A 23,178-nucleotide genomic window follows, 5' to 3' on the forward strand; every position below is an offset into this window, starting at 1 on the left:
TCAAACCTCGATCATTTTCGGGCGGCGGCGTTCAAACCAGATGACGATCATTAGACGCGTCACGAAGATCGCGGTGAAGACCGAGGTCAGAATGCCCAGACCCAACGTGATGGCAAAACCGCGCACCGGACCGCTGCCCATGGCAAACAGGATTACAGCGGTGATGAATGTGGTCACGTTTGCGTCCAGAATGGCCGACAACGCCTTTTCATAACCCAGTTCGATCGCGCGCGCCGGGCCTCTGGCGGATTTCAGTTCTTCGCGGATACGTTCAAAGATCAGCACGTTGGCATCCACCGCCATACCAACCGTCAACACGATACCGGCGATACCGGGCAGTGTCAGGGTGGCTCCGATCAGGGACAACAGACCAAACAGCAGGCCCACGTTGATGATCAGAGCGATGTTGGCAAAGATACCAAACAGGCCGTAGCTGAGCGCCATGAAAACCAGCACTGCGGCAAAGGCTACGATCGTCGCGACCTTACCGGCATCAATGCTGTCCTGACCCAATTCCGGACCAATGGTCCGTTCCTCGAGGAATTCCAGCCCCGCTGGCAAAGCACCTGCGCGCAACAGAACTGCCAGATTGGTACTTTCTTCAACGGTGAAGTTGCCGGTGATGATGCCCGACCCGCCAGGAATGTGGCTTTGAATGACAGGGGCCGAGATGACCTCATCATCAAGAATGATTGCGAAAGGCTGGCCGATGTTTTCCAGCGTATAGTCGCCGAACTTGCGTGCCCCCGATGTATTGAACCTAAAGCTGACCGCCGGGCGACCGTTCTGGTCGAATGCTGGCTGCGCGTCCACCAGCTCTTCGCCGGTAACGACTGGGGCCGACTCGACTGTGTAAAACAAACCGGTTTCGTCGATGGAGGGGAGGACCTTTTCGCCAATCCCCGGCACTGCGTCCGGGTTGGTACCCCGCCCCACAACGGGGTTGAACGTCAGCTGAGCAGTGGTGCCGATGATCTCTTTCAGTTCACCAGCACTGCCGATACCCGGCACTTGGATCAAGATACGATCCGCACCCTGGCGTTGGATCGTGGGTTCACGCGTTCCGACCTCATCAATACGGCGGCGCACAATCTCAAGCGACTGGCGCACAGTGCGGTCGTCTGTGGCAAGTTTTTCCGCCTCTGACAGTTGAACGACGATTGTGTCGCCTTCAGCCCGCGCCTCGATATCGGTTGCACCTACACCGGTCAGGGTTTGCACCTGACGGGCCAGGCCGCGCACAACTTCAAGCGCGCGGGACATGCCCTCGGGCTGGCTGATGCGCACCCGAATCTCGTCCGGGGCCGACTCTTGTTTGCGGATGGTGCCAACCGTGGAGCGCTCATCCCGCAGTGCATCGCGAATTTCGGGCCACATGGCCTCCATCCGGGACTCGTACACATCGCCGACCTGAACTTCGGCCAACAGATGCGCACCACCGCGCAGATCGAGGCCCAGATTGACCAGCGACGACGGCAGCCAGTTCGGCCATTGCGCCGCCTCGGCCTGCATTTCGGGGGTGTCGATGCCAAGCTCGATTGCGGCCTTGGCATCGTTGGATTGCTCGACGCGCGTATAAAACGCATTCGGCAGGGCCATCAGCAGGCCGATCACGCAGACCGACCAGATCAGAACCCGCTTCCAGGTATCAATTTGCAGCATTACCCTGCCTTTTCAAGGAATTATCGCGCGAAGTTACTTCGCAGGCTCGGTCTTGCTCAGAACCTGCGCGATGGTCGATTTGACAACACGAACCTTCACACCCTCGGCGATTTCAACTTCAATCTCGTTGTCGCCTTCCTTGACTTTGGACACCTTGCCGATCATTCCACCTTGGGTGACAACCTGATCGCCGCGACGCACGGCCTCGACCATGGCCTGATGCTGCTTCATCTTTTTCTGCTGCGGACGGATGAGCAGAAAATACATGATAGCGAAGATCAGGATCAGCGGGAGAAACTGGGCGATTGCGCCACCTTCCATGGGATATTCCTTTGTTTTGATGCTGCGGAGAAGCTCCGCAAATTTGGCGAGAACCTATGCTCTGAATTGCGCCTTTGCAAGCGATGGCAACGCTGTACACCGCCCTGACCCGGCCACAGTGCAAAAAGAACAAGCCAGTCGTTGCAGATATGTCCTAGGCACCTTGTTGAAACCGGGTATAGTTCGGGTTAAGGGGGACACATGGCAAGGCATTTCAAGCCCTTCCTTTTGCTGGTTTATTTTCTGACAGCCCTGGCGTCCAGCCTGTGGTTTTCAGATGTCGTACTCGCACAGGAAACACCGGCAGAGTCCCCAGCTTCTGACGGGGCGGATTCGGACACTTTCGTGGCTCCGGTCATCGTGGACGGGGACGTCTTGTTCCAGGTCCGGGGCTCGAGTGCCCTACCCGCGCCAGAGCGGGCGGAAGATGTTCAGGACAAGATCATCGAAATCGCCGAAGCCTCAGACGCACCAACGGTTGAGGTGACATACGAAGAGACCGAGTTCGGTATCTGGACTCTGGTCGATGGCGAGAGGGTCTCAATCGTCACCGAAGCTGATGCCGAGTTGGATCAGATGGAGCTGAGCGTTCTAAGCGTTTTGCACGGGAACGCGATCAAACAATCCATCGAAGACTATCGCGCCAACCGCACCGATCGGGCGCGCGTGTCCGGTGCAATTGAGGCGGTGGCATGGACTGTAGGGTTTGTTGCATTTGTGGTGGCAATCCTGTGGGTGCATCGTCGGATTCGACGGAAGACATTGAAATTTGTCTCGCGTCACCTCAGGGACGTGGAAACGGCCACAGCTAAAAGCGTTCAGGCCGAGGCGATTGCCGCGCTGGTACGATATGGGCTGAACTTCGTTCTGCTTATCATCTTCTTTCTCGGTTTTTATTACTACCTCTCGTTTGTTCTGCTGGCTTTCGCCGAAACCCGCTATTTTGCGCAGCTGTTGCTGACCTATCTGACAGAGCCAGTATTGCTGATCTTCAAAGGCGTTATCAGCTACATCCCCAATTTGATCATGTTGGGCCTGATTTCTTGGGTGGCGCTGTACATCATCAAGGGGATGCGGGTGTTCTTTGACGCGGTCGAAGCGGGTTCCTTCGACATGGGCGATTTCGAAAAACACTGGGTCAGCCCAACCTTCAACATTGCCCGTGTTGTGGTGATCATGATCGCCCTGGTCTTTGCCGTTCCCTACATCCCCGGGTCCGACTCGGCCGCGTTCCAGGGGTTGACGATCCTGGTGGGCGCCATGCTGTCGCTGGGAGCAAATTCTGTCGTCTCAAACATGCTGGCTGGTCTGTTCGTGATCTATCGTCGCTCGACCTCGATCGGTGACCGGATTCAGATCGGAGACCACATCGGCGATGTGGTTCAGATCAAACTGATGGAGACGCATCTGAAGTCCATCAAGAACGAGTTGATCTCGATCCCAAATGCGCAACTAATGAATTCGGATGTGGTGAACTTCTCGAAAAAAACCGACGGCAGCGGGCTGCTGCTGCACACCACGGTTGGCATCGGCTATGAAGAGCCGCCCGAGAAGGTCGAGGCCATGTTAATTGAGGCCGCCAACCGAACCAAAGGCATCAAAGCCAAGCCTGAACCCTTTGTTTTGTGGACCGCATTGGCGGATTACGCAATCAACTACCAGATCAACGGCTATACGACCCGTGGCAGCATCATTCCGAAAATCCGGTCGGACCTGCATCGCAATATCGTCGCCGTGTTCAATGAAAACAGTGTGCAGATCATGACGCCCTCTTACATGGCTGATCCACCTGATCCTAAGATCCCAACCGAGCATTGGGATGGCCATCTGGCGCATGAAACACACGAGGATGCCGATAAGTCGTAACCGGCGCTACACCCCGCCTTTCAGATGGTGCATAAGCGGTTTCAGTGATTCACGCATTTAAGGATCTGAACCATGCACGACATCCGCGCCATTCGCGAAAACCCCGCCGCCTTCGACGCCGCACTTGCGCGCCGTGGGGACGCGCCGGTGTCGTCAGATTTGCTAAGGCTGGACGAAAGCCGCCGAACCAAGATTCAGGCCGCAGAAACGGCACAAGCCGAACAGAACAAGGCCAGCAAAGAGGTCGGTGCCGCCAAGGCACGCGGCGACGAGGATGAATTCCAACGCCTGCGCGCACTGGTCGCCGAGAAAAAGGCCGAAATCGCCCGGATGCAGACCGAGGCCAAGGATCTGGATGCGCTGCTGACTGATCAGCTGATCCGCATCCCGAACCTGCCAGCCGAGGACGCACCAGAAGGTGCGGACGAGAACGACAATGTCGAGGTCAACCGCTGGGGCACCCCGCCTGAGTTGGGTTTTGCACCGAAGGAGCACTTCGAAATCGAGGCCGTTCAGAACGGCATGGATTTTGAAACGGCGGCAAAGTTGTCCGGCTCGCGCTTTGTCCTGTTGTCCGGCGGCGTTGCCCGCATTCACCGTGCGCTGGCGCAGTTCATGCTGGACACGCACATCAATGAAAACGAACTGACCGAGGTGAACGGCCCGGTTCTGGTTCTGTCCGAGATGATGCAGGGCACAGGCCAATTGCCGAAGTTTGGCGAAGACAGCTATCAGACCCGTGAAGGCTGGTGGTTGATCCCGACGTCCGAGGTGTCGCTGACCAATATCGTCAACGACACGATGATCGAAGAAAACTATTTGCCCCGCCGCTACACCGCGCATTCCTTGTGCTTCCGGTCTGAGGCCGGATCGGCCGGCAGGGACACACGCGGCATGTTGCGCCAGCACCAGTTCGAAAAGGTCGAAATGGTCTCGGTCACCCATCCCGACAAGTCGGATGATGAGCAAAAACGCATGCTGCGCTGTGCCGAGGGTATTCTGGAACAGCTGGCCATCCCCTATCGCACAGTGATCTTGTGCACAGGCGATATGGGCTTTGGTGCGCGCCGAACCTTTGACATCGAGGCCTGGCTCCCGGGTCAGGATACGTACCGTGAGATCAGCTCGGTCTCGACCTGTGGCGACTTTCAGGCACGTCGGATGAATGCGCGCTTCCGGCCCGAAGGTGGCGGCAAACCGGAATATGTTCACACGCTGAACGGATCGGGCCTTGCCGTTGGCCGATGCCTGATCGCAGTGCTGGAAAACGGCCAGAACGCAGACGGTACCGTCACCCTGCCCAAGGTTCTGGCCCCCTATCTGGGCGGCAAGCTGACGCTGCAACTGGACGGCACGCTGGCATAAAAAAACCGGCGGCCAACAGGGCGCCGGTTCAAGAGGGTTAAGGGCGGAGAAGGGTTACTTCTTCGCCTTTTTCTTATCCTCCTTCTTGTCTTTTTTCTTATCTTTCTTCTTGTCCGTCTTGTCGGCCTTTTTCTTTTTGTCTTTCTTTTTATCTTTCTTCGCCTTGGCCTTCACCTTGTCCTTGGCTTTCGAGAAGACGGCTTCCATCTCCTGAAGCTTTTTAGCGGCCTTTTCAGCCTTGGCTTTGGCCTTGGCCTTCTTCTTTGCCTTGGCTTCTGCCAGTTCGGCTGCGGCCTTTTCCTCAGCGGCTTTGCGCGCAGCCTCTTCCGCCCGTTTCTCGGCAGCGGCGGCGGCAATGGTCTTGCGGGTCGCTGGTCGGCGCACTGCGGGTTTTCTGGCAGGTGCGCGGCGCGTTCCTGTTTTAGCAGCAGGTTGCTTGGCGGCAGGCTTGGCCGCGGCGGGCTTGGCGGCTGCCGGTTTCGCCGCAATCGCCTCTTTCGCGGCGGCGATCAAAACGGCTGCGCGGGCTTTGCCGATACGAGGAACTTTGACCAGTGCAGCGGGGGTTGCCTTGGCAACGGCTTCAGCGGTTTTGAAACCGTTGGCGGTAAGTGACTTTCCTAGCCCCTCTCCAACGCCTTTTATTGCGGTCACTGCGGTCATTCTTTGTCCTTTCCGATTTTCCCTGCATTATCTTATGTATACCAGAAACACGCTCTCACAAGCCAGTGCTCAGAGTTGCAGGTCATTTGTGTCAGCTACTGTGTGCAAGGTTACCGGATTGATCCTTTCCGGGAAACGGAACAAGCCGCTTGGCGTCTTCGTCCCACAGTTTCAGGTTCAAAGCCGCGACTGCCTCGGGGAATTTGATCCGGCGCGGCGTGAATTCGGGCGGTAGGTTATAGTGGCATGCACGCAGCCGATATGACGGAATACGCGCATTGAAATGGTGGATGTCGTGCAGCGTGATGCAGGCAACCGCATTGTCGAACCACCACCCGAAATCCAGCGCCGATGATCCCTGCAGCGCGGCCAATTGCGGGTCCAGATCCGGACGGCGATCCCAATACGTGTCCTCGAAATTGTGCTGTAGATAGACCAGAAAAACACCCAGCATCCCGCCCAACAAAGAGAATACCAACCACACCAGAATACCCATGGTGCCGGCGATCAAATACAGAAGGCTAAGAAATACGATGATCGACAAGTTGTGTAGCAATACGCCCTTCACGCCAAACCGAACCGTGTTCTTGGGCCACCGGTAGCGGATGAAATACGTGAACAGCGCCCCAGCCGGAACCAGGATGAAGGGATTTCGGTAGAGCCTGTAAAACAAGCGCCCTTTCCAATCCGCCTTGTTCCATTCCCGCACGGTCATTGTGTGGATTTCACCTGTCTCGCGGTGTTCGAGGTTGCCAATACCGGCGTGGTGCAGGTTATGGTTCTGCTTCATCACTTCGAACGGAGCGAAAGTGAATGGCGAGAGCCCGTGCCCGGCCCATTCGTTCTGCGCGCGCGTCTCAAACAGCGAATGATGCCCGCAATCGTGCTGAAGCACGTACAGGCGCACCGCCGAAAAGGCAAAAACGATTCCGGCCGGAATCATGACAAACCAGCGATCTACATAGATGATCGCCAATGCCAGCGATGTGAAATACACCGCAAAAGTTCCAAAATAGCTCAGCGCGGCCAATCTGTTGTCCTGAACCGCGTATTGCCGAGTGTATTCCCTCAGATCCATCCAGCCGCTCCTCACGTTGGTCAGGTCCAATGGTTGTCAAAAACTGGTGCGGAAGCTCCGCGTGAAATTACGCGCGCACAAAACAGATGCACGCCAGTGAATGCTAGCGCGGGGAATTGGGGCTGTCACGCCCCTCAGCCGAAAATGCTGAAAATTGGCGCAGTTACGCGCGGCCCTTGAGATGTTTGGCCAAGGCGCCCGCGTTTTTCTTGCGGCGTCCCTTGTACGGATTCTTGTCCCCCTGTCCGCGCAAAGTCAGGCGGATCGGAGTACCGGGCATGTCAAAAGATTCGCGCAGACCGTTGACCAGATACCGGGTGTAACTGGCTGGCATCTTGTCTGGGTGCGAACACATGACAACAAAGCCCGGCGGGCGGGTTTTGGCTTGGGTCATGTAACGCAGCTTGATCCGGCGACCTTGCGGGGCTGGCGGCGGGTGCTGTTCCAACATGGCCGTCAGCCAGCGGTTCAGCGCGGCCGTCGGCACACGGCGGTTCCAAATGTCATGGGCCCGCAGAATCGCGGCGCGCAGGCGCTCTAGCCCCCGGCCCGTCTTTGCCGAGACCGTCACCAGCGGTGCGCCACGCAATTGCGGCAGCAAACGCTCGAACGACTCTTTCAGATCCCGCAGCTTTTCCTGTTTGTCTTCTTCGATGTCCCATTTGTTGATGGCGACAACAACGGCACGACCCTCGCGCTCGGCCAGATCGGCAATACGCAGGTCCTGCTGTTCGAAGGGAATGGCAGCGTCCAGCAGAACCACCACCACTTCGGCGAATTTTACGGCGCGCAAGCCGTCCGAGACTGAAAGCTTTTCAAGCTTTTCCTGCACCTTGGCTTTTTTGCGCATACCGGCGGTATCAAAGATACGCATCGGTGTGCTGTCTCCGTCCGGGTCGGCCCAATCGATCCGCAGACTGATGGCATCGCGCGTAATACCAGCCTCTGGCCCGGTCAGCAGGCGGTCTTCGCCAATGATCTTGTTGATCAATGTGGATTTACCGGCATTCGGGCGGCCAACAACTGCCACCTGCAACGGTTTTTCAGCGCTGATCAGGGGCGTGTCGCCCTCGCCGTCCTCATCCAGTTCAATATCGGTTTCCGGTGCATCCTCGACCGCCTTTTCCTCGGCGGCATCGGCCAATGGCATAAGCTGGGAATAAAGATCCGTCATCCCCTCGCCATGTTCGCCCGACAGGCGCACCGGCTCACCCAGGCCAAGGTTATAGGCTTCAAGCACACCCGCATCCGCTGCGTTTCCTTCGGCCTTGTTGGCCGCAAGGATCACGTGTTTGGAACGTTTGCGCAGAATCTCGGCAAACAATTCGTCGGTCGGCGTGACCCCAACGCGCGCGTCAATCATGAACAGACAGACATCTGCCATGTCCACCGCACGCTCGGTCAGGCGGCGCATGCGGCCCTCAAGGCTGTCGTCGGTCGCGTCCTCAAGCCCCGCGGTGTCGATCACGGTAAAGCGCAGATCCCCCAGACGCCCTTGGCCTTCGCGCAGGTCGCGCGTCACGCCGGGCTGGTCGTCGACCAAAGCCAGACGTTTGCCCACAAGGCGATTGAACAGGGTGGATTTGCCCACATTCGGGCGCCCCACGATGGCGAGGGTCAGCGACATGATACTCAACTTTCAAGACTCAGACGCGCCCTTTAGCGCATCTTGTGGTCAACGGAAAGCGTGCAAATCACCTTTGGTCGACACGACGTACAGTGTTTGGCCCGCCACAACCGGTGCCGTGGTCGCGCCACCTGGCACTTCGACACGGTTCACCAGTGCTCCGTCAACAGGGCTGAAGAACCGAACATAGCCATCGTTCGAGGCGATGACGATGCGCCCACCCGCCATGATCGGACCATAATGCGCGTAGACCGCCCCCCGGCGTCCCGGCTTATCCTTGACAAAACCCGGCAGGTCCTGCGCCCAAACAATCGCTCCGGTCGCGGCGTCTAGTCGGACCAGTTGGCTGCGATCACTGATCAGGAAAATACTGTTGCCAGCGGCCCAGACCGTATCGACGGCCCCTTCGTCTGCGGTCCATATCCGTTCGCCGGAATTGGCGTCAAACGCAACTGTGCGCCCAGAATGGTTGCCGATATAGATCTTATCTCCCGCAACCATTGGTCCACCGGTTACATCGACGATCTGCGCCGCCGCACGTCCGCGACGTCCCCCGGCTACTGACGCGTTCCAGCGGCGAATACCCCCCCGACGGAACGTCGCTGCGACATCACCCGAGCCAAAGGCGAACACGGAAAAATCGGATGCAATGACTGGCGCCGGTGCACCCAGAACGTTTCCAACGCTTGGGGTGCCCTGAATTTGCCAGGCAATGCGGCCGTCCTTGGTGTTGACCGCCCAACCGGTTTCGTCACCCGCCACCAGATACAGCAGACCGTTGCTGACCAAAGGCGCGCCGCTACCGGTCGCGTTCAACCTTTTTTGCCAACGAACTGCACCGGTTTTGGCATCCAGCGCTGTCAGGCGGCCGTAACCGGAAGACACATAAAGCACACCGTTGTCATAGGCCATGCCGCCACCCGTGGCATCCGAGTCGCCATCACTTGGCGGAATAAGATCGGTGTTCCAAACGACCTGCCCTTGCGGCGACACGGCAGACACCGTTGCGCCGGCATCAAGCGTGTAGATCAACCCGCCCGCAACAACGGGATCAGCCGTGATCCGCTGCTTGCGCGAGTCACCCTGTCCGATTGAAGCGGACCAAATGCGCTGCGGCGTTGCCCGCAACTGTGCATTGGTGGTCCGGAACGCAGCCGTACCCGGGCTTTGCGGCCAACTCGCGTTGGCTCTTTGCGCCGGAAGGCTGATCGGTTTTGAGCCGCGGGTTTCCACCGTTTCGGTATCGGCAGCAGGTCGGATATCTTCCCGCGGTCCCGGCAAGATAACCTCGGGTTCCCGGCAGGCGGCGACCAAGGTCAATGAAAGGGCTGCCATCGGCAATCCAATACGGGAGAATAGACTTGCTACCATGATATTCCGAACTCGCCTGTTATTATTCCTGCCGCCACCGGATCAGCCCTGTTGGGCGATCAACGGCTCTGGTTCACCGCCCAGTGCTACAATCAACTGAGCCGCACGCTGTTGCAGATCCACGCCAATTTCTGCGTCCTGACGCAAAGTCTGAAGCCGCGTGATGGCCGCGTCAACATTGCCCTCGGACACATCAATCAGGGCCAACTGTTCTTCGGCCAGCAACCGCAGCGGAGCACCCGGCGCAGCCAGCGCTTCGAACTGAAGACGGCGATCGGCTGCAGGCAGAGTGTCGCTCTGCAGCAGCAGCGCCTTGAAAGCCGCGATCGCGCGATAGATTTCCGGCAGATCCCCTTGGGACGCAATGGCATTCAGGCTGGCAACCGCATCCTGTTCCGATCCGGCCTCAAACTGAGAGGCCGACAACAGCATGTTAAGAACCGCATCCCCACCCGGCGATTGTGTTTCGACGGCGGCAAGACTGGCTGCACGGTCTTCCGACTGATTCTGTGCCAGCGCCGCCAGGATTGAATCACCCAAATCCTGCGCCTGACTGGTTGCGCGCGACTTGCGGACTTCATTGAACGCAGCACCGCCCACGATCAGGACAACCACAAGCACACCAACCCAACCCCATCTGCGCAATAGCAAGAACAGGCGGTCCCGGCGCACCTCTTCGGTCACCTCATCAATAAAACTGTCGACGTCGCTCATCCCTGCCCTCCGGGGCTGCATCCTTGGTGTATGGCGCCATGTCATACCCCGGCGCAATCGCCAAGCCAAGAGCCCGATTTTTTACAATCCCGCCGGTGGCCTGCCCTCTTGTAGAAAAAAATAAACCGAACTATTCAGTTTAGTGTGGAAACGATACATAATCGTCCCCACTTTCTAGCATGACCGCAAAAAAATGTGGCGCAGAATTCTGGGAGTAGTCCTGCATGCGATTGATTTCATTAGTAAACGCCGCTTTGGTTATTGTTGTTTTGTTTTTTTTGGTTTTCGAACGGGACAGCCTGTTCTCTTTCGCCGGGCGCGCGGAAGCCGAGGCCAGCCCTGAGGTTGCCAGCGAATCTGGCGAAGTCGTGGACGTGGATCAGGCGACGATTGGCGTCGTTGCCGTTAGGTCAACTGCACGTGAAATTGACAGCGCCGTGTTGTTGCGGGGCCAGACAAAGGCCAATCGTCAGGTCGAAGTACTGGCCGAAACCACATCGACCGTCATCTCAGAGCCCAAGCGCAAAGGCACGTTCGTCGAAGCCGGCGATCTTCTGTGCGAGCTTGACCCAGGTACCCGCCCCGCCAGTTTGGCCGAAGCGAAGGCTGCCAAGTTAGAAGCCCAAAGCCGCATTCCAGAAGCCGAAGCCCGCCTGGAAGAAGCACATGCGCGTGTCGCCGAGGCAGAGATCAACCTGACGGCTGCGAATAAACTGTCTGACTCCGGGTTTGGATCAGAGACACGCAGAATCTCAAGCGAGGCGGCGATGAGAACCGCTGAGGCGGGTATCAAGACCGCCGAAGCCGGTCTTGAGGCCACCCGCGCAGGGATCGAAGCCGCAACCGCCGAGGTCAAAGCCGCGGAACGCGAAATCGACCGCCAGACCATCAAAGCGCCCTTCAAAGGGTTGTTGGAAAGCGATACCGCCGAATTGGGCAGCCTGATGCAGCCCGGTGCGCTATGCGCGACCGTTATCCAACTGGATCCGATCAAGCTGGTCGGATTTGTGCCGGAAACCGAGGTTAACCGCATCATTGTCGGTTCCGAAGCCACCGCGCAGTTGGTCACTGGCCTGAAGGTTTCTGGTCGTGTGACATTCCTGAGCCGCTCGGCCGATGAAACAACCCGCACGTTCGAAGTCGAAATCACTGTTCCGAACCCGGAACTGGCCATTCGGGACGGCCAAACCGCCGACATCCGCATTTCGGCCGCCGGGGCCAAGGCGCATTTCCTGCCGCAATCGGCTCTGACCCTGAGCAATAACGGTCAACTCGGTGTCCGCACGATTGGCCATAGCAACGTGGTCGATTTCCAGCCGGTCGTTCTTCTGCGTGATACCGCCGAAGGCGTTTGGGTCGGTGGCCTGCCGGAGACTGTGGACATCATCGTCATCGGGCAAGAGTTCGTGACCCGCGGCGTCACAGTTGAACCCACATATCGGGAAGCTTCGAAATGACCGGAATCGTCAGTTGGGCCGCCGGCCGGGCCAGAATGGTTCTGGCCTTCATCGCCATCTCATTGGTGATTGGTGGCTTTGCCTATGTCAGCCTGCCGAAAGAAGGCGAGCCCGACATTGAAATTCCTGCCCTGTTTGTCTCGGTTCAGTTTCCGGGCATCTCAGCCGAGGATTCGGAAAATCTGTTGGTCAAACCAATGGAGACCGAACTTGCTGACCTTGATGGGCTGAAAGAGATGACCTCGACCGCCGCCGAAGGGTATGCGGGCGTGGCGCTGGAGTTCGATTTCGGCTGGGACAAGACCGCGATCATGGCTGATGTGCGTGACGCGATGAACAGCGCGCAAGCCGATTTCCCCGACGGGGCCGAGCAATACTCGCTGACCGAGATCAATTTTTCAGAATTCCCAATCGTTATCGTCAACCTGACGGGTGCAGTCCCCGAGCGCACTATGGCGCGGGTCGCCAAGGCTTTACAGGACGACCTTGAGGCGATGGATTCGGTGCTCGAAGCCGGTATCGCGGGCAACCGCGACGAATTGCTTGAGGTCATCATCGATCCCCTTCGGCTTGAGGCGTACAACGTCACCGCCGCCGAGCTTATAGATGTTGTGCGCAACAACAATCAGCTGATCGCTGCCGGTGAGGTCGAAACCGCACAGGGCACATTCTCGGTCAAGATCCCCTCTTCCTTCAAAACTGCGCAGGATGTTTATGGCCTGCCGGTCAAAGTGAACGGCGACCGGGTCGTCACCCTGGGGGAATTGGCGCAGATTAACTATACCTTTGAGGACCGCGAAGGCACCGCCCGTTTCAACGGCGAACAAACCGTCGCGTTGCAGGTGGTCAAGCGCAAGGGCTACAACCTGATCGACACAGTCGAGGGTGTGAAACAAACCATTGCCGCTGCGCAGGCCAAATGGCCACCCGAGATGCAGGCCGCAATCCAGCTGGGCACCTCGAACGACCAAAGCCGCATCGTCGGTTCGATGGTCAGCCAGTTGGAAGGCTCGGTTCTGACGGCCATCGCGCTGGTAATGATCGTTGTTCTGGCCTCTTTGGGCACACGCGCGGCATTGCTGGTAGGTTTTGCGATCCCGACCTCATTCCTGCTGTGTTTTGCGTTCCTGGCAGTCATGGGCATCAGCATCTCGAACATCGTGATGTTCGGCCTGATCCTTGCAGTGGGTATGCTCGTCGACGGGGCCATTGTTGTCGTGGAATACGCCGACCGGCGCATTAAAGAGGGCGTCGGCCCGATGCACGCCTATGTCGAAGCTGCGCAGCGTATGTTCTGGCCTATCGTGTCATCCACAGCCACAACCCTATGTGCCTTCCTGCCGATGCTGTTTTGGCCGGGTGTCCCGGGTGAGTTTATGGGGATGCTGCCCGTCACGCTGATCTTCGTTCTGTCCGCCTCGTTGATCGTTGCGCTGATCTATCTGCCTGTCATGGGCGGTGTTTCGGGACGTCTGAGCCGGGTTTTTGACCGCACCTCTGACTGGCTGCGCGCGCGCACTGCTTGGTGGGTTCGTGCGGTTATGGTGCCGCCATCGCTGTACCTGATCTTCCTTGGTGCGATGCAACTGCTGAATCCGACCTATCTGTTGCCCGAAGGCGCATTCGGAGCAGTTCTGCTTGGTGCCTTTCTGTTCATTTTCGGAGCATTTGCCGGTTCTGTTACGTTGAGTGCCGCGAAAATCGAACGCGCGCCCGATCAGCATGTGCATACGGCGCGCGAACACACACCCTTTGGCTATGTCATCAAGTTCCTGGTCGGCAACCCGATCATGCCGATTGTTTCGATTGTCGTCATTGGCTTCGCTGTGATGTCAGTCATGACCGCATTTGGGAACAATAACCGGGGCGTAGAGTTCTTCGTCGAAAGCGAACCCGAGCAAGCCACGGCCTATGTTCGTGCACGTGGCAACATATCGCTGGTCGAAAAGGACCAGATGGTACTGGCGGCCGAAGAAATTATCAGCGCGCACCCCGCAGTCGTGAACGTGTTTTCCTTTGCCGGAGAAGGCGGGCTGAACCAGAACAATGGAGGTGCGCAAGCACCAGCAGACACTGTCGGTCGCGTCCAGTTCGAAATCATCCCGTGGGAAGACCGGCCCAACGTGTCCGAACCGATCTTCGGCGGGTTGATCGACCGTGAAACGGTTGCCCCTGAATATGACGGTGACTTCGTGCTCGATCAGTTGAACGCCGAACTTGCGAAGATTCCGGGCTTCATCGTGGAAATCCTGCCCCTGGAACAAGGCCCGGCCTCGGCCAAGCCCGTTCATCTGCGCATCAAGGCGGACGGCTGGGAAGAACTGAACTCAGCCACTGCTGCGGCCCGTAAGATGTTCGATGAAACACCCGGCCTGATCAAGATCGAAGACACCCTGCCCTTGCCCGGTATCGACTGGCAAATCGACGTGGATGTTGCCAAAGCGGGTCGTTTCGGCGCGGACGTCGCAACCGTTGGCGCGATGGTGCAACTGGTCACGCGCGGGCTGCTGCTGGGCGAAATGCGCCCCGACAGCGTGGACGAGGAAATCGAAATCCGCGTTCGCCTGCCCGATGAAGACCGGGTTTTGTCGACACTGGATACGCTCAAAGTGCGTACGCCGGATGGGCTGGTGCCTTTGTCAAACTTTGTCACCCGCAAGCCAGTGGCCAAACTGGCCGAGATCAACCGGATCAACCAGCAGCGCTATTACGATGTGAAAGCGGATGTTGAGCCGGGTCTGAGCAAAGTTGTGATAGATAACGCGGATGGCACGGAACAGCGGCTGGCAGTTGTGCGCGGCGTCGTGGAAGGTACAGAACCCACAGGCGCGATCATCACTGGACCGACCGGCAACAATTTCGAGCTTGTCATGTTGACGGGTGCAGAAGATGTCGATGCAGTGCGCGCCGATCTGGAATCTGGAAACGCCCGGATTAGCCTGATCAACCCCAACGAACGCATTGCCGTGCTGACCGAGTGGCTTGAAACCAATCCCTTCGGCAGCACCGTCAGTTGGGAATGGACCGGCGATCAGGAAGATCAGGCAGAAAGCCAGGCTTTCCTGTCCAGCGCTTTCTTGGCTGCTTTAGGCCTGATGTTTGTGATCCTGCTGGCCCAGTTCAACTCGTTCTACAACTCGGTGCTGGTTCTGCTGGCTGTTGTGCTTTCGACCACCGGCGTTCTGATCGGGATGATGGTCATGCAGCAGCCGTTCTCGATCATCATGACCGGGACAGGGATTGTGGCCTTGGCGGGAATCGTGGTGAACAACAACATTGTTCTGATCGACACCTATCAGGAATACAGCCGCTATATGCCCCGGATCGAAGCCATCATCCGTACGGCTGAGGCGCGTATCCGGCCGGTTCTACTGACCACCTTGACCACGATGGCCGGTCTGACGCCGATGATGTTCGGATTGTCTCTGGACTTCATTAATGGCGGCTATTCTATCGACAGCCCAACTGCGCTGTGGTGGAAACAGCTGGCTACGGCGGTTGTGTTCGGGCTTGGTATTGCAACGGTTCTGACCCTGATCGTGACGCCATCGTTCCTGGCCCTGCGGGTGTGGGTCACCACCTATGCGGTATGGCTGGCCAAGGCGATAGCTCGGGCCACTGCAGGCCGTTCCAGCCAAATCGCCCAGGATATGGCCGTTGGTCACGCTGCCCGTCAGGTACAGGCCACCGAGGTTGTCTGGGGTGATGAAACACCCGCCGCACCTGCACCGGATGCAGACAAGGAAGAGCGTCCGGATCACCCACCAACATCGCCCCTCAAGGCGGCTGAGTAACATAAATGGCGAACCCCAGGGTTCGCCATTTTTCTTTTCTAAGACTTAGTCGGTGAATACATATTCACCCAAATCACACAGATTCAGGCCGAAGTCTTCCGCCGACGACCCATCGTCGAACGCCCCCCGAATATCGTAGATACATGTGGTCAGACCATCCGCGATGACAACATCGATTTCGTAGTCGGGCGCGACATAGCCACCGCTCAGCAGGTTCCCCTCCCAGCTGCCGGAAGATGCAGGTGAGACATTAAACTCGACCAGATCCGCGCTGGAGTCATTCACAACCAGAAATTCAAGATCCTCGGCAAATGCCGAAGTCGCCATAAGAACAGTTGCGGCCAAGGCTGCTGCTGCACGCATTTTCATTAGATATTCCTTTGATTAAGGTCCGGCCAAAGAACCTGGCACCGTGATTTTAGGTGATTTGTCACCAAGGAAAATGAACGTCAAATTAAACCTGCGGGAATGAACGCATTTTTGCAGTGCTGTTCTACCTGGTCTCTGGAATTACACAGGTGACCGGATCAGGCCGCGTCCGCTTGCTGGCGACTCCAGAGCTGCGCGTAACGGCCCGCGCGCTGCAAAAGCTGGTCATGGGTGCCTTGTTCAAGGATTTCTCCGCGTTCCAGAACAACAATGCGGTCCGCTTCGGCAATGGTGCTCAGGCGGTGCGCGATCGTCAGCACGGTCCGTCCCTCACCAGCCCGCGCCAATGCGTCCTTGATGTCCTGTTCGGTATCTGTGTCCAGCGCCGAGGTCGCCTCATCCAACAGCAGGATCGGCGGGTTCTTCAGAAGGGTGCGCGCAATGCCCACCCGTTGTTTCTCGCCACCCGACAGCTTCAAGCCCCGCTCTCCAACCTTGGTGTCATAGCCTTCTGGCAAGGTCACGATAAAGTCGTGGATCTGCGCAGCTTTGGCAGCAGCTTCGACATCTTCCTGAGTGGCCCCGTCCCGGCCATAAGCGATGTTGTAGCGGATGGTATCATTAAACAGCACAGTGTCCTGCGGCACGACGCCGATGGCTGCGTGCAGGCTGTTCAGGGTCACGTCGCGCACGTCCTGCCCGTCGATCTTCAACGCGCCCCCGGTGACATCGTAGAACCGGAACAGCAAGCGGCCTATCGTCGACTTACCCGAACCTGTGGCACCGACAATTGCAACAGTCTGGCCAGCAGGTACCGTCAGCGACACACCTTTGAGGATCTCGCGGTCCACATCATAACCAAAGCGCACATTGTCCAATGTCACCTCACCACCACTGACCACCAGACCTGGCGCGCCGGGCTTGTCCTGCACCTCGGTCGGTTGTTCCAGCAAGTCGAACATTTGACCCATGTCCACCAGCGATTGACGGATTTCCCGGTAGACAGTGCCCAGAAAGTTCAGCGGCACGGTGATCTGGATCATATAGGCGTTGACCATGACGAAATCGCCGACGGTCAGCGTTCCCTGTTGCACCCCCATGGCCGCCAGAACCATCACGCCGATCAGTCCGCAGGTGATCAGAAGGGACTGACCAAAATTCAGGAAGGCCAACGAATACGCCGTCTTAAGCGCTGCCCCGGCATAGGCTTTCATCGACACGTCGTACCGTGCCGCCTCGCGCGGTTCAGCATTGAAATACTTGACGGTTTCAAAGTTCAGCAGGCTGTCGATGGCACGTTGATTGGCCTCAGTATCCTGATCGTTCATTTCGCGGCGCAACTTCACGCGCCATTCCGTCACCGCAAAGGTGAACCAGATGTACAGCGCGATGGTGACAGCAACGACAACCAGATACCAGACGTCGAACAGCCACATCAGGATGATCGCGACCAACAGCAGTTCCAGGATCAGCGGACCAATCGAAAACAGCAAAAAGCGCAACAGGAATTCCACGCCTTTCACACCACGCTCGATAATCCGGCTAAGCCCTCCGGTGCGACGCGTCACGTGGTAACGCATGGATAGTTGGTGGATATGCTGGAACGTCTCCAACGCCAGCGCGCGCAAGGCCCGTTGCCCCACCGGAGCAAAGGCCGCATCGCGAAGCTGCTGGAAGCCGACGGTCATCATCCGCGCGACGCCATAAGCCACCGTCAGACCAATAGCACCCAACGCAAGCGGCGGTACGCCCTCACCCGCCAAACTATCAACTGCGCCCTTGTAAAGGATCGGAGTATAGACCGCGATCAGCTTGGCCAAAACAAGCATGCCCATGGCCAGCACGACGCGTCGTTTTACCCAAGGCTCGTCCTCGGGCCACATATAGGGCGCAACTTTCCGGATCGTGCGCCAGCCAGAGCTGCGTTCGTCGGACGTGGGCGTATCGGCTGATGTCATTGGCGCTGCTCGTCTCATCACGTACCTGATTTGCGGTCAGAGATAGACCGCCGGCCCACCAAGGGCCAGCGGCAATAGTTCATTCCGGGATGGTGAATATCTGACCGGGATAAATCAGGTCAGGATCGCGGATCGCGCCGCGGTTGGCCTCGAACAGTTTCACGTACAGGATACCATCACCGAACCGGTCGCGCGAAATGGCCCAAAGCGTGTCGCCTTCCTGCACGGTGACCGCGCGGATGGGGGGCGTATCTGGTTCGCCCTCGGGCTCATCCCTGGCCTCTGCCGCGCGCAGCACCTCTAGCGGTTCGCGCTTGAACGGGGTTTCCAGGCGGCTGACCACTGTACCATCCGAGGCGATTTCATCGACGCGCAATGTATATATACCGGGATCAATTCCCTCGAGTTCGCTGCGCCATTTACCATCATCAACCGGCGACAGATCATCGACAAGCTGGTTATCCAGATACAGGCGTACCGCAGACCCGTCCGGGACCCGGCCGGTAAGCTCTACGTCGCCAACGTCGGAATAGCCAATCGTGTCCAAAGCCACCTCGTCTGAGGCGTCGGTTTCGGCGGTTGGAGACTGAACCAACTCAACCCCGTCCTCGCCGGAACGCAGAATGGCAACTTGTTGATTTTCATTGCCTTCTTCAGCGGTTTCTTGTGCCGTCTCCTGGGGTTGATCCGCAGACGGTTCTGCGGGCGCATCCGCCGTTTCGACATCCCCGGTCGTCGCTTCATCTGTTGGCTCTGACGAGGGTGTGTCTTGCGCTCCTGCTGTTTCGTCGCCGGAGGGCGCAGCGTCACCCGTTTCGGCAGCGGCGACCTGCTCGGTCGTCGGTTCAGGTTCAGGTTCAGGTTCAGGCAAGGCTGCAATCAAATAGTCGTCCGAACGAACGGGTTGATCCTGGCCCGCAGTTTCCAACGTAAGCCCGCGCGCATCGTCTGAAAATGGAATCGAAAGGAACTCGGCAAACTGACCGGTGTTGTCGACGGTAAAGCTGTGCACTTGCTCACCATCCAGCAGGACACGAACATCCGTGCCTGGCTCTGCATTGCCAGAAAGAACGGTATTGCCGTCCGGCTCAACAAAGATCTGGTCCAGAGTCGGCGGCGCGACACCCGGGTCAGCCTCAGCCGTTTCCGTCGCCGGTGCAGTCTCGGAATCAGACGGATCAGCGGTTTCCGGTTCCTCAATTGCCGTGCTCTGATCCTCGGACGGGGTGGAAACCGAACTGGCCTCTTCCGTGGTTTGGACAGAGGTGTCTTGCTGCGGTGAAGCTTCCTGAGGGCCCGTCCCGAAGACGCCGGACAGGTACAACCCGCCCGCCCCGACTAATGCAACGATGCCGGCAATCACCCCCCAGATGAAAGTACCGGAGCTTTCGCTTCCCGACTTGGAGTTCATTCTTTTCCTTTCGCTCCGCAGCGCAAGTGCTTTGAGCAAAACACATTCTGCCTAACGGTTGAGCCAATCTATCAATCCCGCTATCACGGGTCAAAACACCATATACAAGCCCGGAGAAGCCAACCCATGTCTCAGAAATCTGTCTGTGTGTATTGCGGGTCACGAAATGGCGCGAATCCGGCCTATTCCGACGCGGCGCAACACTTTGGAACCCTTTTGGCCAAAGAAGGCTGGCGGCTGGTCTACGGGGCCGGGGATGTGGGGCTAATGGGCGAGGTCGCACGGGCCGCTCAAGCCGCTGGTGGTGACACGTTCGGCGTCATCCCCGTGCACCTTCTGCAACGCGAAGTCGGCAAGACGGACCTGACCCGTTTCGTGGTCACCGAGACGATGCACGAGCGCAAGAAGGTCATGATCATGAACGCCGATGCGGTTATTGTCCTGCCCGGCGGCCCGGGGTCGCTGGATGAGTTGTTCGAGGCGCTCACCTGGCGGCAGCTGGGCCTGCACGACAAACCCATTCTGGTCATGAATGTGGATGGCTATTGGGATACGCTGCACGAGCTGTTGCAACAGGTCATCGGCCAAGGCTTTGCCGACGCATCGCTGTCGGATTTCATCACTTGGGTCGATGGCCCGGAGGCTGCAATGTCAACGCTCAGGAAAGTTCTGACTTAGGCTGACAGATGTACGGGCGGCCAGAACCGCCCGTTTGCCATCGTCAAATTCAAGTCGCCGGAGCAAGGCGCTGTCGCAGCACCTGTTCGACCTTATGCATCGGATGATTGGTCAGAGTTTTATCGACCTCGGCAACCACTTTACCCAGCACTTCGCTGTGCAACCGCCGACGCAACAACCCCAGAACATGCGGGCTGGCTACCAGGACCAATCGTTTATAGGCCCCTTTTAAACCCTTACGGTTTAACAGGTTGGCGACATCCTGCACGAACAGGGATTTCGCATGGGTTTTCCATTTGCTCTCTTCCACGGACGATTTCTGATGTGGCGCCGTGTCAAAACGACGACCGGCCCGGTCCGAAGGCTTGGTCCTTGGTCCGTCGCTTTCTTCTACGGATACGACAACCAGATTGGGATCTTCGGCGTCGGTGATATTCTCCATGAACAGCGCCTTTTCCCCGTCGGCGATTACAACCCATGTTCCCTGTGCAAGTTCGACCATTGTGTTCTCCTGTAATGGCGTATTTTTGGTCATCCCTCATGCGTCAGGCACAGCTTACCCGAGACGCGCCAAAGTCATTCAGCGCGGTGCCTGACGGTTTTCTTAGTGGTTTGCGGCTCTCTCCCTCCGCATACTTTAGCTAGGTATTGCGGGGCGGCGTACAATAGGTCTCAATTCGAAAGTTGACGTATAGGCAGGTTTTCTCCTGCGGCAGAGTTGCAGGGTCACGCCGGCACTGTCGAATAGCTTTTTGGCTAATGTCAGCTTGCGGGACGAAGCATGGGTATTTGGGCTAACCAGATTGATGGGTCTGCCAGTCAGTGTCGGATTGAATTTGGTTCTGCTTCGATGAGCCGGCACCTGTGTCATGGGCTTCGGGCCGCTGGTCTTGATGTGGTCTGGATGGAAACACGGCAAGTGAACGCGGCTCGTTCGGCGATGCGTAACAAGACCGACAAAACGCATGCGCGAGGGATTGCACAGGTATTGCGATCTAGGTGGTTCAGTAAATCTTTCATCGAGAGCCGCATGGCACACACGTTAAGAACACTATTGAGAAGCCGCCGGCTGTTCAAAGAAATGCATCGATGGCCGACGAAGTCCGCGGCTTGTTCAGGGTCTTCGGCCAGCAATTGCCGTCGCATGTTGATCAGGGGTCTTTCGACGAACGGGTCATACCATTGATCGAGGCAGATCCAGATCTCGCGCGTGCACTTCTGCCGCTCCTAGGTTCACGCGTGATGCTGTACAGAACCTACTGAGAGCTGGATCGCCGGGCAAAGCATACACTTCCCTCTTGATCTCTGGAGGATAACTGTCACTCGCTGCTGCTCTACGATGTATTACTTTTGGGTGATCTCTCCATAGAGAGCTAAGGTACGAGTTCCGCGCGTATTTAGTCTCGTGTCGAACACATTTCGGCAAGTTTTCAATTGGCGGCTTGAAATAGCAGCTCGTATCCCACAAGCATTTAGTAAATCACTGTCGCATTCGTTAAACGCCTGATGACGGACGTTTTTTTGGACTAAGTGACATAATTTAAAGGATTATGATGCGCACAGTCGTATTGTTTTTTTCGCTTGTCCTCTTGGTGTTTGCTGGAACTGCTCATGCTCAAGGCGTCACCCCTCTTTCTGAGAAAGGCGGATTATACGCAGCCTATTTGGTTCCGAGGGATGACTTCGACCGTGTGGACGTGCAGCTAATTGTTCTATCGGGAGCGTATGATGATCCGGAACCATCCGGTACAGCTCATCTAGCTGAGCATCTGGCTGCGTTTTCAGCGGACGCCACAATACTCAGAAAGCCCCGAGAGCGCGATATCTACGCGACAACGCATAACGTATCAACGGTGTACACGAATTCCGGCGTACCTTCTGACATAGAAATGTTGCTGCAGTTGTCTCGGGCCGTCCTTGACACGCCATCGCTGCCAGAAGGATTTGCGGAAAGCGAAATTGATATCGTACAGCGTAAAACATTTCTTCGTGAAAGGCAGTCTCCGCTTCGTTGGCTCAGAAGAATTGCACTTCAAAACCTCTATGGCACTTTGCGCGGCCGTGCAGACAACACCATTGAAGATCTTCCCAAATTGAACCTTGAGAAGGCCTATCAGTTTCACAAAACTCACTATACGCCGTCCAATGTGACGTTAATCGTGTCGGGAAAAATTGAACCTAGTAAAGCCGAAGAACTCGTTGCTCGTATATTTGGGGACACAGAACCTTCTGAGGCCCCTCAAAAACGCTGGTTAGACGACAAACCAGACCCTGAGGTTCGGTTTGTTGAACGCATTCGGTCGGACAAGTTGGCGCATGACACAATCCAGTTTGCGAAATTCGTGGACTTCGAAGATCGATCAACCAGCATCGAAATGCAGGGCGCATTTTTTATCGCCACCGATGTTTTGAACGAAAGGCTTTACAAGGCCCTGTACTATCAAGACGAGCGCGTTTTCAGCGTCGACGCTGACTGGTTTTTTGCCAAAAATGCTGATCTGGAACTTACCATAGATTTGCACCTAATGCCCGGCTTCAGCTTGGACGCGGCGCATAGCCATCTGACAGAAACTCTGGCCAATTTGTTGAACGAACCGATCACAAGGGATGAAATCAATCAAGCGTGCCGGATGCAGGTCGTTGGATCCAGAAATGCCGCGCGCCGGCCCACAGAGTTTCTATCATTCCTGTCGAATGTGGCTTCTGATGGTTTCCCCCCTCTCACACCGACTGTATTTGTCGACATCTTGAACGATACGACGGATCAGGACGTTATTGATTTTGCCGAAAAGGTCATCAAGCCATCAGCCACTTCGGTCGTGTTGGCCGAAAAAGCAGAGTAAC

At 57.1% G+C, this 23,178-nt stretch carries 18 protein-coding genes and 1 pseudogene; 8 read left to right on the top strand and 11 right to left on the bottom strand.

Annotated elements, in window-relative coordinates; translation table 11 throughout:
• Both secD and yajC read right to left on the bottom strand, forming a co-directional pair.
• Positions 1-1,662 carry a protein translocase subunit SecD gene (gene secD / locus AC2FJF_RS05070; protein ID WP_496723507.1) on the bottom strand — a complete coding sequence of 554 codons (1,662 nt, stop codon included), beginning with the start codon at positions 1,660-1,662 and terminating at the stop codon, positions 1-3.
• Between the two features lie 33 nt (positions 1,663-1,695).
• Positions 1,696-1,983: a preprotein translocase subunit YajC gene (gene yajC / locus AC2FJF_RS05075; RefSeq protein WP_496723509.1), complete on the bottom strand. Its 288-nt coding sequence runs from the start codon at positions 1,981-1,983 to the stop codon at positions 1,696-1,698.
• A gap of 201 nt (positions 1,984-2,184) precedes the next feature.
• Between yajC and AC2FJF_RS05080 the strand changes: the two genes are divergently transcribed.
• Together AC2FJF_RS05080 and serS are read left to right on the top strand one after the other, a co-directional pair.
• Complete coding sequence (locus AC2FJF_RS05080) at positions 2,185-3,849, top strand: mechanosensitive ion channel family protein (protein ID WP_496723511.1); 1,665 nt, start codon at positions 2,185-2,187, stop codon at positions 3,847-3,849.
• 72 nt (positions 3,850-3,921) lie between these two features.
• Positions 3,922-5,214 (top strand): serine--tRNA ligase, encoded by a 1,293-nt coding sequence (gene serS / locus AC2FJF_RS05085; protein WP_496723513.1) that lies wholly within the window; start codon positions 3,922-3,924, stop codon positions 5,212-5,214.
• 54 nt (positions 5,215-5,268) lie between these two features.
• Here serS and AC2FJF_RS05090 read toward each other — a convergent pair whose 3' ends face one another.
• From AC2FJF_RS05090 to AC2FJF_RS05110, 5 genes are all read right to left on the bottom strand, one after another.
• Complete coding sequence (locus AC2FJF_RS05090) at positions 5,269-5,877, bottom strand: helix-hairpin-helix domain-containing protein (protein WP_496723515.1); 609 nt, start codon at positions 5,875-5,877, stop codon at positions 5,269-5,271.
• A 91-nt stretch (positions 5,878-5,968) separates the two neighbouring features.
• Entirely contained in the window at positions 5,969-6,955 is a 987-nt protein-coding gene (locus AC2FJF_RS05095; RefSeq protein WP_496723517.1) for a fatty acid desaturase, read from the bottom strand.
• Positions 6,956-7,118: 163 nt separating this feature from the next.
• Positions 7,119-8,582 carry a ribosome biogenesis GTPase Der gene (gene der / locus AC2FJF_RS05100; RefSeq protein ID WP_496723519.1) on the bottom strand — a complete coding sequence of 488 codons (1,464 nt, stop codon included), beginning with the start codon at positions 8,580-8,582 and terminating at the stop codon, positions 7,119-7,121.
• 48 nt (positions 8,583-8,630) lie between these two features.
• Positions 8,631-9,953 (bottom strand): outer membrane protein assembly factor BamB family protein, encoded by a 1,323-nt coding sequence (locus tag AC2FJF_RS05105; RefSeq protein ID WP_496723521.1) that lies wholly within the window; start codon positions 9,951-9,953, stop codon positions 8,631-8,633.
• Positions 9,954-9,995: 42 nt separating this feature from the next.
• Positions 9,996-10,667, bottom strand: a complete 672-nt coding sequence (locus tag AC2FJF_RS05110; protein ID WP_496723523.1) for a hypothetical protein — start codon at positions 10,665-10,667, stop codon at positions 9,996-9,998.
• 224 nt (positions 10,668-10,891) lie between these two features.
• Between AC2FJF_RS05110 and AC2FJF_RS05115 the strand changes: the two genes are divergently transcribed.
• On the top strand, positions 10,892-12,124 hold the full coding sequence (locus AC2FJF_RS05115; RefSeq protein WP_496723525.1) for an efflux RND transporter periplasmic adaptor subunit: 1,233 nt from the start codon (positions 10,892-10,894) through the stop codon (positions 12,122-12,124).
• Positions 12,121-15,918 carry an efflux RND transporter permease subunit gene (locus AC2FJF_RS05120; protein ID WP_496723527.1) on the top strand — a complete coding sequence of 1,266 codons (3,798 nt, stop codon included), beginning with the start codon at positions 12,121-12,123 and terminating at the stop codon, positions 15,916-15,918. Before AC2FJF_RS05115 ends, AC2FJF_RS05120 begins: the two co-directional genes overlap by 4 nt.
• 45 nt (positions 15,919-15,963) lie before the next feature.
• Here AC2FJF_RS05120 and AC2FJF_RS05125 read toward each other — a convergent pair whose 3' ends face one another.
• The 3 genes from AC2FJF_RS05125 to AC2FJF_RS05135 form a co-directional block, all read right to left on the bottom strand.
• Positions 15,964-16,287, bottom strand: coding sequence for a hypothetical protein (locus AC2FJF_RS05125; RefSeq protein ID WP_496722453.1), 324 nt, complete (start codon positions 16,285-16,287; stop codon positions 15,964-15,966).
• Between the two features lie 158 nt (positions 16,288-16,445).
• Entirely contained in the window at positions 16,446-18,245 is a 1,800-nt protein-coding gene (locus tag AC2FJF_RS05130) for an ABCB family ABC transporter ATP-binding protein/permease (RefSeq protein WP_496723529.1), read from the bottom strand.
• 79 nt (positions 18,246-18,324) lie between these two features.
• Positions 18,325-19,656, bottom strand: coding sequence for a LysM peptidoglycan-binding domain-containing protein (locus AC2FJF_RS05135; protein WP_496723531.1), 1,332 nt, complete (start codon positions 19,654-19,656; stop codon positions 18,325-18,327).
• A 126-nt stretch (positions 19,657-19,782) separates the two neighbouring features.
• Between AC2FJF_RS05135 and AC2FJF_RS05140 the strand changes: the two genes are divergently transcribed.
• Positions 19,783-20,334, top strand: a complete 552-nt coding sequence (locus tag AC2FJF_RS05140) for an LOG family protein (protein WP_496723533.1) — start codon at positions 19,783-19,785, stop codon at positions 20,332-20,334.
• A gap of 49 nt (positions 20,335-20,383) precedes the next feature.
• On the opposite strand, the gene AC2FJF_RS05145 is transcribed toward AC2FJF_RS05140, so the two are convergent.
• Positions 20,384-20,836 (bottom strand): baeRF12 domain-containing protein, encoded by a 453-nt coding sequence (locus AC2FJF_RS05145; protein ID WP_496723535.1) that lies wholly within the window; start codon positions 20,834-20,836, stop codon positions 20,384-20,386.
• 402 nt (positions 20,837-21,238) lie between these two features.
• Between AC2FJF_RS05145 and AC2FJF_RS05150 the strand changes: the two are divergent.
• From AC2FJF_RS05150 to AC2FJF_RS05160, 3 genes and pseudogenes are all read left to right on the top strand, one after another.
• Positions 21,239-21,343, top strand: a pseudogene (locus tag AC2FJF_RS05150) (IS110 family RNA-guided transposase); the annotation flags it as partial.
• Between the two features lie 80 nt (positions 21,344-21,423).
• On the top strand, positions 21,424-21,597 hold the full coding sequence (locus AC2FJF_RS05155) for a hypothetical protein (RefSeq protein WP_496723885.1): 174 nt from the start codon (positions 21,424-21,426) through the stop codon (positions 21,595-21,597).
• Positions 21,598-21,884: 287 nt separating this feature from the next.
• Positions 21,885-23,177 (top strand): M16 family metallopeptidase, encoded by a 1,293-nt coding sequence (locus AC2FJF_RS05160; protein ID WP_496723537.1) that lies wholly within the window; start codon positions 21,885-21,887, stop codon positions 23,175-23,177.
• Position 23,178: the final 1 nt, after the last annotated feature.

The sequence above is a fragment of the Ruegeria sp. CDSB013 genome, from assembly GCF_059611165.1.